Source organism: Pseudomonas fluorescens (assembly GCF_000968015.1).
GTDB classification, from domain to species: Bacteria; Pseudomonadota; Gammaproteobacteria; order Pseudomonadales; family Pseudomonadaceae; genus Aquipseudomonas; species Aquipseudomonas fluorescens_W.
This window is the reverse complement of record NZ_LACH01000128.1, coordinates 158-11,052: the sequence shown is the minus strand read 5'-3', so window position 1 is coordinate 11,052 and position 10,895 is coordinate 158. Positions and strand designations below refer to the sequence as shown.

Annotated in this window: 11 protein-coding genes; 1 reads left to right on the top strand and 10 read right to left on the bottom strand. The window is 59.2% G+C overall.

From position 1 onward, the window contains the following. The 10 genes from VD17_RS31085 to VD17_RS31040 form a co-directional block, all read right to left on the bottom strand. Positions 1-800 (bottom strand): N-acyl homoserine lactonase family protein (locus tag VD17_RS31085; RefSeq protein WP_046057181.1); only part of this gene is annotated, 800 nt, incomplete at its 3' end. A 14-nt stretch (positions 801-814) separates the two neighbouring features. Then, a complete protein-coding gene (locus VD17_RS31080; RefSeq protein ID WP_046057180.1) occupies positions 815-1,774 on the bottom strand; it encodes a diiron oxygenase in 960 nt (319 codons plus the stop codon). Between the two features lie 67 nt (positions 1,775-1,841). Then, entirely contained in the window at positions 1,842-2,600 is a 759-nt protein-coding gene (locus VD17_RS31075) for a TauD/TfdA family dioxygenase (protein WP_046057179.1), read from the bottom strand. A 21-nt stretch (positions 2,601-2,621) separates the two neighbouring features. After that, positions 2,622-3,494, bottom strand: coding sequence for a branched-chain amino acid aminotransferase (locus VD17_RS31070; protein WP_046057178.1), 873 nt, complete (start codon positions 3,492-3,494; stop codon positions 2,622-2,624). Between the two features lie 24 nt (positions 3,495-3,518). Continuing rightward, entirely contained in the window at positions 3,519-4,871 is a 1,353-nt protein-coding gene (locus VD17_RS31065) for a KamA family radical SAM protein (protein ID WP_046057177.1), read from the bottom strand. A gap of 31 nt (positions 4,872-4,902) precedes the next feature. Further along, on the bottom strand, positions 4,903-5,547 hold the full coding sequence (yfcF, locus tag VD17_RS31060) for a glutathione transferase (RefSeq protein ID WP_046057176.1): 645 nt from the start codon (positions 5,545-5,547) through the stop codon (positions 4,903-4,905). A 226-nt stretch (positions 5,548-5,773) separates the two neighbouring features. Beyond that, positions 5,774-6,241 (bottom strand): cupin domain-containing protein, encoded by a 468-nt coding sequence (locus tag VD17_RS31055; protein ID WP_046057175.1) that lies wholly within the window; start codon positions 6,239-6,241, stop codon positions 5,774-5,776. An 83-nt stretch (positions 6,242-6,324) separates the two neighbouring features. Continuing rightward, the gene (locus tag VD17_RS31050) at positions 6,325-6,819 is read right to left on the bottom strand and encodes a RidA family protein (protein ID WP_046057174.1); all 495 of its coding nucleotides are present in this window, start codon (positions 6,817-6,819) and stop codon (positions 6,325-6,327) included. 50 nt (positions 6,820-6,869) lie between these two features. Next, a complete protein-coding gene (locus VD17_RS31045) occupies positions 6,870-8,150 on the bottom strand; it encodes a biotin carboxylase (RefSeq protein WP_046057173.1) in 1,281 nt (426 codons plus the stop codon). A 42-nt stretch (positions 8,151-8,192) separates the two neighbouring features. Then, on the bottom strand, positions 8,193-9,293 hold the full coding sequence (locus tag VD17_RS31040) for a hypothetical protein (protein WP_046057172.1): 1,101 nt from the start codon (positions 9,291-9,293) through the stop codon (positions 8,193-8,195). 149 nt (positions 9,294-9,442) lie between these two features. On the opposite strand from VD17_RS31040, the gene VD17_RS31035 reads away from it, so the two are divergent. Beyond that, positions 9,443-10,861 (top strand): aminotransferase-like domain-containing protein, encoded by a 1,419-nt coding sequence (locus VD17_RS31035; protein ID WP_046057171.1) that lies wholly within the window; start codon positions 9,443-9,445, stop codon positions 10,859-10,861. The last annotated feature ends 34 nt before the right edge of the window (positions 10,862-10,895 follow it).

The following is a 10,895-nucleotide window of genomic DNA, read 5'->3' as shown; positions in this document are numbered from 1 at the left end:
CAGATTGGGTTTTGGTGCAGGCAAATGATGTGCGGATCGTCATTCCAATGCGGGAACCGCTCAGCAATCAGTGGGTCATGACCGGGGATGACGTGGTCCTCGCCGTCGGCCAGATTGTCGATCAAGCTGAACCCCTCAAGCGTCTGCGCCAGATCATCCAGAATCGGAAACGGACTGCGCTGACGGATGTTCGCCCACAAGTGCGCGGCATCCGAGGCCAGCACAATCCACCCGCGCGCGGTGTTCACCCGCACCACCTGGCTACCCGGTGTATGCCCGCCCACCGGGTGCAACGTCACACCGGGAACCACCTCCACCGTGCCGGAGTGTAAACGCATCCGGCCCTCGAACAACGGCGGAAGCGCCGACATCACGTCGCCAACCTCGTAGGTTTTGTTCACCGTGTGATGGGCCATTTTCGGCCCGGTGCAGAAGCGCAGTTCCGCTTCTTGCAAATGCACCGTGGCCTTGGGGAAAAGCCCCAGGTTGCCGGCGTGATCCCAGTGCAAATGGGTGAGGATCAGGTTGTCGACCTGCGCCGGATCAATATCCAGTTGGCGTAGGGATTCTTCCGGCAGGCGATACATCTGACGGTTGCGCCGGTCTGCCGTGGCCGGTTGGAAACAGGTGTCGACCACGATCACCTGCTGCTCGTTACGAATGACCCAGAAGTAATAATCCAACGGCATGGATGCATTGGGATCGCCGCAGCAGGCGTCGTAGAGAAAGTTCTCACGGGCGGTGCGCTGGGCATTGGCGCCGACACGGATCGCGAATACTTCGTACACAGGAACGGACATATTCACCTCCTGGTTCAGGCCGCTGCGGTGGTTTTGAGGGTTGGACGGAAGTCGAAATCGATCTCGTCGCTAATCCCCAGATCCTGTGCCAGACGATGCAGGCCACTGTAGTCCCGCATGATCGTGGCGTTCTTGTTGCTCTCCCGGGTGTCGGCGATGATCAGCGCTGCGTCTTCGACCCCGAGCTGCGTCAGAATCGCCTCCCACATCGAGTAGTCCTGGGCGACAAAGGCACTCAGCGCCACCGACAGCGTGCGAGCGAAAAACACCCGTTGGGTCGGCTGCATGTTCGCGTACATGACCTTCGCCACTTCAGCGAGAATCTTGCTGTGGGCATATTCGTCGCGGTTATGCAGTTCGGCCACGCGGCGGTTTTGCGGTTGAATGCTTTGATCGTCGGCCAGCAAATCCAGATAGGCGTTGACGCTGATCTCGGCCACCACCGCAAAGGTGATCGCCGCCAGGTCGCGCTGCCATTGCTCCGACAGTTCTTCGCGCAGGGCGATCAGCCGCAGGTAGGTGACCGACGGCGGCAGATCCAGATCCTGATCGAGCGCTCGCTCCAGCTTGGTCCGTTCGATGGCCCGCAGGTGCATGAGCGTGTGGTAGTGCTCGTCGATCAACGTCTGTTGCATGGCCTCGCGAAAATGCCAGTCGTCCTTGCCCAGGTATTGATTGGCGATGACACTCAGCGCCGGGTTCACCACGTGTTCTTCGGCGGTCACCGTGCGCAGGTTGTAGCCGATCCAGCCCCAGGTCACCACGGTGCTTTTGAGTTCTTCGCTCAGGGCCTGGAACTTCGGATGATGGAAAAACGGCACCATGCACTCCGGGTAATCCGGGCGCGCCGGGTCGAATGCTTCGCTGGCCTCGGCCTGGTCCGGTGCACACACGGTGGCTCTTTTGGTCCACGCCTGATTCAGTCGCACGACCAGTTGATGATCGACCTTGGCGATCTCGATTGCTGTTTGCATGACGCGATACCTGTAGGACGCGTACCCGATGACGGGTACGCCAATAGAATTAAGGGCGACGGATGAATCAGGCCAGCCAATAGCGGGTCAGGTTTCGCGCCGGGTCAGTGTATCGGCTACGGGCGTGGATCATTCGCCAGTTGTCCCAAATCAGCATGCATCCGTCGGGAATCAGCACCGGGGTGTTGTGTTCAACGAAATACGCTTCGCCCAGGACTGCAAACCTGGCCAGTGGCGACGCGCTATTGGCGATTTGCGAGTGCAGCAGAGCTTCCTTGGAAGGATTCACATCGCCGTAGTGAAACTGGTTGTAGCTGAAACGGAAAATGTCCCCGTCCTCGGTAGGCGTCAGGATGTATTCCTTGACCCGCCGTTGCGCGGCTTCACCGGGTTTGGCGGTAGCGACGAATTCCACAGGCGTGTCGTCGATCCATTCACGCAGCTCGGGATCGGTGCGTTCGAGGAACGCCAGCAATTCATAACCGTCCACCAGCCCTGTATGCCCGCCACCACACGTCGCCTGTTGATGACAATGCAACGCCAGGTAGCGCGGCGGCGGCCCGTAAACCGGCGCCTCGGTGTGCGGGCCGATGCCGTTCATGCTCTGGGAATACGGCAAGTCTTCGTACCCCGGTTTGCGGGTGATGGCGAACGCGGTCTGCCCGTTGAATTGCGGAATGACCGGGCCGAACTCATGCAGCGTGCCGAGCACATCGTCGGCGAACTCGTCCGGCGTCAGCACCGTCCAGCCTCGCGCCGACAACTCTTCGTGGCGGTGGCCCAGTGAAACGTAAGGTTTAGACGCAACAATCCCTTGATCTGACATGGTGAGATTCCTGGCGGTTTATCAGGCGTTGACGGTTGAGGTGTAGGCGGCAATGAATTCGCGGCAGGCGTTGCCCGGTCGATAGTGATGTTCATCGATGCGCTGCACGGGTGTGATTTCGGCAGCGGTACCGGTGAGAAAACACTCGTCGAAGTCGCCAAGCTCCGTAGGAACAATGGTTCGCTCCACCACTTGGTAGTCCAGCGCCTTGGCCAGTTCGATGACGGTCTGACGGGTAATGCCGTTGAGGAAACAATCCGGCACCGGGGTGTGCAACGTCCGACCTTTGACGAAGAACACGTTGGCGCTGGTGGCTTCGGCAACGTTGCCGCGCCAATCGAGCATCAGGGCGTCGTGATAACCGTTGTTTTCAGCATCGTGCTTGCTCAGCGTGGCGATCTGATAATGCCCGGATGCCTTGGCTTCAAACGGGCTGCAGCTCGGTGGTGGACGACGCCACTCGGCGGTCTTCAAGCGAATGCCGGCCATGTGCCCGGCCGGGTCGAAATAGCTCGGCCATTGCCAGCAGGCAATCGCCAAATGGACGCTGTTGAAGCGGGCCGAGGTAGAAATCATTTCACTGCCGCGCCAGGCCACCGGCCGCAGATAACCGTCGACCACGTTGTTGCGTTGCAGCAGCTCATGGCTGGCCGCTTCCAGTTCGGCCAGCTCATAGGGAATGACGAAATCCATCAACTGAGCCGAGCGATACAAACGCTCGCTGTGTTCGCGCAGTTTGAAGATCTTGCCGTTGTAGACGCGTTCCCCTTCATACACCGTGCTCGCGTAATGCAGGCCGTGGGTCAGCACATGCAGACGGGCCTGGGACCACTCGACGAACTCGCCGTCGAGCCAGATGAAACCTTCTCGCTGATCAAACGGGATACCGCTCATATCCATATCTCCTGATGAATCGTCCTACGCTGTTTCGAGCAGAACCGGTATTAATTCGGGCGCCGGCACAACCACAAGATCAGGCTCGGGCTGAAAGAAGAACAAGCGCTCGCCGAACGCCGGCCGCAACTCATCGAACCAGGTCGCTTGCGGATCGAAGCGCGCGTAGAACGTGCGCAACACCCATTGCGGATCGCGCGCCTGGAGGAACTGCAGCACGAAGACTTTTTCCCCCGCCACGGTTTCAATGCCGTTGATCAACACCTTGCCGTAGAAGGTGCTCATGGACGGACCGCGAACCGTGCGCGCCAACCCGGACACCGTGCGATACGCCGCCTGAAAGATCTCGAATGCCCGGGCCAGCGGCATCGCGAAGTAATGGCTGGGGCCGGTATCGCGCTCGACAAACATGTAATAAGGCACGGCGCCGAGCCGCACGCCTTCGGTCCAGAGCGCGGCCCAATCAGCCGGGTTCTCGTTGATGTGCCGAATCACCGGCGCCTGCATGCGCAACGTCGCGCCGCTGGAACGAATGCGTTCGATGGCCTGGCGGGCGATGTCCTGACGGATCTCCACCGGGTGGTTGTAGTGCCCCATGATCGAGAGATTTTTCCCCGCCGCGACGATCCGCTTAAACAGCTCCAGCAGCTCGGGCGCGTCCTTGTCGCTGACAAACCGTTGCGGCCAATACGCCACGGATTTGGTGCCGATGCGGATGCTTTTCAGGTGGGGCAAGTCCAGCAACGGTTCGATGTACCCGGCCAGCGAACGGGTGTTCATGATCATCGGATCGCCCCCGGTGATCAGCACGTCGGTGACTTCGGTGTGCACCCGCAGGTAACTCACCAGCTCCTGGGATTCGCGCGCATTGAACTTGAGTTCTTCTTCGCCGATGAACTGCGCCCAGCGGAAACAGAACGTGCAGTAGGCGTGACAGGTCTGACCGGCACCGGGAAAAAACAGCACGGTTTCGCGGTACTTGTGCTGAATACCCGGTAGGACTTTTCCGTCGAGGGTCGCGCCGTTGTGGGTCAGTTGCCCGGCCGGATGCGGGTTCATGCGCAACCAGATCGCCTCGATCCGACGCTTGATGGCTACCGTGTCATCCCGTTCGATCAGTTGCTTGAGGGACGCGTACTCGTCCGGCAGCAGCATGTCCTTGTGGGGAAAGGTCATGCGGAAAATCGGATCGTCCGGGATGTTGTTCCAGTCGATCAACGTGCCCAGCACATATTCATTGGTGCGAAACGGCATGACCCGGGCCACGACGGTCATGGCTTCCTGCAACGCTGGCGTCAGTTTCTGCCAGTACGGCGTGTCGCGAATGGTGCGTGAGTTATAGGGCTTGTAGCGTTCCTGCTCCGACATTCCCTGCATGGCAGCGCTCCTGGTGATTGGCTGGCAGTTCTTACTGGATGGCCGGCGCGGCGCGCTCTATGTCCATCCATGCCCGAACACTGTCGCGATCCCACTGGCGGCGGACATACGCGGCGAGTCGGGAGGGAACCTGATCACCATTGGCGACCAGTCGGTTGAGCATGATTGCCAGGTCGGTGTCGGCAATGCTCCAGTCACCGAACAGATGCTCGGCGCCTCCCTCCAGCAATCGATCGGCGACAAAGAACAACCGGTCGACGGCGGCCAGGGCATCGTCGGACAGCGGAGTATCTTTTTTGCCGAAATAAATAAGGTCTGCCGGACGTTCTTTGCGAATGACCAACAAATCGCTGCGCAACCAGGCCTGGAGTTGACGGGCGCGGGCGCGCTGTTTGATGTCCGTGGGTAATAGTTTTGTATGCCCCGGCGCTATGTCTTCCAGATATTCGGCAATGGCCGAAGATTCCGACAATGCAAAATCTTGGTGAACCAGCGTGGGAATCTTGCAGGTCAGCGAAAGATCACGGTAATTCGTCTTGTAGTTTTCCCGCGACTTCAAATCCAGCGTGACCAGTTCAAATGGAAGTTGCTTTTCCTTCAACGCAACAAACGCCGACATCGCAAAGGCACTGACAAAGTCTGCACCGACATACAGTTTAAGTTTCATACTTTCCATAGAACGCTCCCTTGCATTAACCACATTAATCCGTTGCCTTGGAAGTGATCGTAGTTAGTTGATCAAGCGCTGAACAGATACAGAAATTATCCGATTCTATCGATACAGAAAGTTTAAAAACGCAGATCGTCAGGAGGATTCGGCAGGGCCACAGAAAAGAAAAAGGGAGTCAGCGAACGCTGACTCCCTGGTGTGCAACGAAGGGAAAATGACGGGGGGACAGTGATCAGGCCTGGCGATCGCCCAGACTGGAGAGCGACGCCATCTGCGGCATGTTGCTCATGTTGAGCATCGCCAGCGGCTCATCGTCGCTGGTGTTGACGAAGCCGTGCCGGGTCCATGCCGGCACCAGCAGCACATCGCCCATGCTGACGTTCACTTCATCGGCATCGCCCAAGGTCAACGCGCCGCGGCCGGACTGAATGATAAACAGGTGCCACCACGAATGAGCATGCCCGTTCAACACCGCGCCCGGTTTCAACCATTGCATGGACACCGCCATCCCTGGCGTCAACTTGCAACCTTCGATGCTGTTGTCGTGAGCCAGCGCGACAATATCGACTTCGCTGGCCTCGAGGCTCTGACGCATGTCTGTGAGTTCACCGCTCTTCCACACCTGTGCACTGACCGGCGGCTGGTGCAAACTCTGGCGAAAGTCCTTATATGAAAAAAACGCACCTTGAACGTTATTCATCGCGAGTTCCAACTTATGTTGTCGACTTTAATGACCGAACCTTAGGCCAACCATTCAGTGCTGTAAAGCCGAACAACTAACACTTATAACGCTGACGGTTTCAGCGCTGCAATCATGTCGACTTCTATCGCGGCATTTTTCGGTAATTGATAAACACCCACGGTCGTTCGCGTATGTTTACCGGCGTCCCCCAACACATGACTGAATACATCCGACGCGCCGTTGGCCACTTCGCTGAGATCAACAAAGTCTGCCGTGGATTTCACATAGACCGTTACCCGCATCAGCGACTTTATTTTATCCAGCGAACCAATGGCATCGACGATCAGCGCCAGCCCGCGCATCGCGCTGATGCTGGCTGCCGTTTGAGCATCCGCCATGTTCAATTCCAGGCCGACTCTGCCGGGGTACTGGATTTTGCCGTTCATGCGCGGCACCAGACCACTGATGTACAGCTCGTCATGATGCCGAACCAGCGGGGCATAATGCCCGCCAGCGGTGTTCTCGCCGTAGATGTCATAGCCGAGCTCTTTTGCCAGGTCGATGAAACGCTCATCACAGCTCTTTTGCTCAATCATTTACCAAACCCTCTGAATCAATAATGCAAAAAAACGCAGGTCGCACCGGCTCAGCCAAAAGCCCTCGTCGCCGGGGCCAGGCACGTGACTTCGACGCGCGACTCGATCGCCTCTGCCAGCCGCAACAGGTTGTTGCTGAGTTGTCCGTAGTCCTTGCTGAACAACACGATGTGGCCGATGAATGAGGTGTTGTCCTTCACCAATGCCGTGATCGAATCACCGACGCGCTTGGCATACACCGCTTCCACCAGTTCGATGTTCAGTTTCCGGGCCAGCGATTCGATGTCTGGCGTGGCGCGCAAAAGACCGTCAGCCGGCGCTCTGAGCAGACGGATGCCGCAATATCCCCGGGCGACGGGATCGTGGTGTTCGGTCTTGCCTTCCACCGCCCATCTGACCCAGCGTTCCCACGGATCGAAATCCACGAACGCCAGACGGGCCAGGTCCCAGATGTGCATGCCGCCGGGGCGCATATTGGTTTCCACTGCGGAGGTCAGCCCGCCGGCGCGCAGGAACACTTCGTTGTGGTAGGCGCCGTTATCCACCGTGACCAACTCCGACATGTGCCGACCCGCGGCCGCCAATCGAGCCTGCACGTCGGCCGCCAATGGCGCGGGCACCACTTGCTGGATTTCCGCGCGATAGGCGCCTTCAGTGGTGGTTTTTTCGGTAACCCAAGTGCTGCCTGCCACGTAATCCCAGCTGTATTCCCGGGCGTTCTGGATCAACTCTTCGAGCACGATGCCGCCTTCGCGATACGGCTTGAGTGCGTGCCAGGCCTCGTCGCACTCGGACGGATGATGGATGACCCGACACCCTCTGCTCGCCCCTTCGCAGGCCGGTTTGATGAACGCTTTGCCGCCCAGTTCGATGACCCTCTGGCGCAGTTCAGGCAAGCTCTCGATGCGTGCGGAAAACACCGGACGGTAATGCTCCGGTGAAGTGCTGGCAGCCGCTTCCAGCTTGCGAAAGATCTGCTTGTCCAACCCTGCCCGCGCCTCGCCCGGGGTGATGCCGGGCAGACCGAAATGAGAAGCCAGCGCGGCGCCGAGCAACACGCCACGGTCGGAGAAAGGCAGCACCCCGATCAGCTTCCAGCGATCGGCGTTCAAACACCCCACCACCAGTTCGAGGGAGGCCGCTACCGCTTCGGGCGCCAGTGAAGTGCTGCAGACGTGATCGGCCACTTGCTCGTCATCGGGCTGAATCTTATCGACCAGCAGGATGAGCCGGGCGTTATAGAGCGTTTTGCAGAGCTCGCGCAGTTTCTGGATGTCGTGAACCCGATTGCCGTTGTACCCGACCACGACTACGCATGATGTCGTATTCATGAAGCCTCCGACCTGTGAAGTGAATAGCGCAACCGCGCTGAGTCAGTCGTGCAACGACGCTTTGGATTTACGGTTGAGGTAGTACCAGGCCAGGATCCCGCCCGCGCCAATGGCGGCCAGCACCAGCGCGTTGTACGGCGGCGGCACGACCCGCATGATCAGCACCGTCAGCCCGGCGCCAACGCCGAGGGAGACTTCCTTGACGAACATGTTGTTCTGCTTGACCGAGAAGTAATCGAGGTAGCTGAACGCACATTCGGCGAGGGACAGCAGCGCCACCCAGATCAACGCGCCGGCGAGGGTTTCGACGTGAAAAGCGGCCGGAGACGAAAGCACCGCAAAACCGCCGACGATGATCCCGATCACCGCGACCACCTTGAAGCGCCCGGTGCGTTCGATCAGTTTCATCATCGGCACCTGAGCGAACACCACCACCGCGCTGTTGAGGATCAGCATCAGGCCATACCAGGCCGGTAATTCACCGGTTTCGAGCAGGATGGCTTGCGGCAGGATCGAGAACACGCCGAACAGTTTGATCCCCATGATGATGCCAGCGATCACCCACGGCAGTTTGTTGCGCCAGCCGTTGCCGTCCTGGGTCACCGGATGGGCAACCACTGGTTGAGTGGTGAATGTTGCACCCATGGCGATGGGCAAACAGAGCAGTACGAAAGCGGCGGCACCGAGGAAAAACATGCTTGGGGTCAACAGGGGCGAGAGCAGGATCAACCCCGCCAGCAGGCTGCCCATGTTCATGGCGACGCGGTTGTAGGCCGCGCCCTCTTTGGTCTGGGCCGCTTCGCTCTTGATCAGGTAACCCGCAATCGCAATGCCGTAGGCAAACAATGCGGCGGCGAACATCACCATGCCCTGGTTGCTGGTGACCGCGAGCAAGACCAGGCCGAGGGCGGCGCACAGCAACGTGACGCTCAGCGAACGCCGGCCCAACACCAACAAGGTCAACGGCAACAGCAACAGCAAGGCCCGATAACCGAGGGCGAGGATGCTGTTGGTGGCGGTGTCGAGCCAGACGTTGGCCTTGCCCAGCACGGCAAACAGCGACACGGCCGTGATGATTCGGATTGTGAACAGGCGAATGTTAATCACCGGTTTGGCGATGGCGACCGTTGTTTCTACACTCATGCAACACCTCTGGAACCAAGCGATTGCCAAGGCCACAGGCGCCGACAATCAAGAAAGTCTGTAAGGTGATGGTAGAGAGAGACGCTTGTTTTCATCAGAGCAAGTTCGTATAGAATCCAACGAACTTTACTGCCGGAGAGACCAGTAAAATGCAGGTTCAGCGCGCAGTGATCGCCGCCATCGAGTTCCAGCAGGGTGTACCGCTGGTTCAGCAGATCGTCGATCAGTTATCGGAGGCAATCAGCCACGGAGGCCTGCCTCACGGCTCCCGGCTGCCGCCGATTCGCGAACTCTCCGAGTTGATGAACGTGGGCAAATCCACGGTGGTGGATGCTCTGGACCGCTTGCGGGCCAAGGGTTTGGTGGTTTCACGCCAGGGCTCGGGGCATTACGTGCACCGCTCCAGCACCCCGATCAAGACCGATGCCGGCCCGGACCTGCAACCTCAAGACACGCTCAGCGTGGTCCGCCGCGCGGTGCTGCTGGACAATGGCGCGCTGCGCCCTGGGGCCGGTTTCCTGCCGTCCTCGTGGCTGCCGGCTGAAGAGTTGCTGAAAGCCGTACGCGGTACGTTGCGCGCAACCTCCCTGCGCATGGGCGAATACGGCGTCGCCAGCGGTTACCTGCCGCTACGCGAGGCGTTGCAGGTCAAGCTGTCGGCCTTGGGCATCGAAGTGCCTGTGGACCAGATCATCACCACGGCCAACACCGTGCAGGCCATCGACATGCTGATGCGCCTGCTGGTCAAACCCGGCGACACCGTGCTGCTCGACGATCCGTGTTACTTCACCATGCACACCAATCTGGCGTTGCACGGTGTCAAGGTGGTCACCATCCCCCGCGGGAGTGACGGCATGGACCTCGAGGCCTTCGAGCGACTGCTGATTGCCCATCGTCCCGTGCTCTACATGACCAACAGTACCTTGCACAACCCGACCGGGCATTCGTTCTCCCCGGCGCAGGTTTATCGCTTGCTGGAGTTGAGCCACCGCTATGGTTTCCACATCGTCGAAGACGATTTGTATTGCGACTTGCAGCAACGAAGCACGCCGCGTCTGGCCGCGGGCGGGCTGGACAACGTCAGTTACGTGTCCGGTTTCTCCAAGACCCTGACGGCTAACAGCCGTGTCAGCTACGCGGTACTGTCACCGCAACTGGCTGCGCGGCTGGTTGCGCTCAAAATGGCCGCTGGTGGCATGACCTCGGAACTGGCGGAGCAGATTATCTGCACGATGCTCAGTGATGGCAGCTATGCCAAACATACCCGGCGCACGGTGGATCGGCTTTACGAGTCAAGCAGTCGGGTGACGAGTTGGCTGGAGGAGGCAGGTTGCTCGGTTTCTTCGCTGCCAGGGGAAGGGTTGTTTATCTGGACGCGTCTGCCCGAAGGGCTGCATGCCGAAACACTGGCCAGGAAAGGCCTGGAAATCGACCTTGTACTGGCGCCCGGCACCCTGCTCAGCAAAGCGCCGAGCGCCAGCCACTTCCTGCGTTTCAACGTGGCGCACAGCGATAACAGCCAGGTGCGGGAACGGTTTTTTCGGTTGCTCGACACACAAAGTAAATAACTACCCGACACCGTCCCTGTGGGAGCGGGCTTGC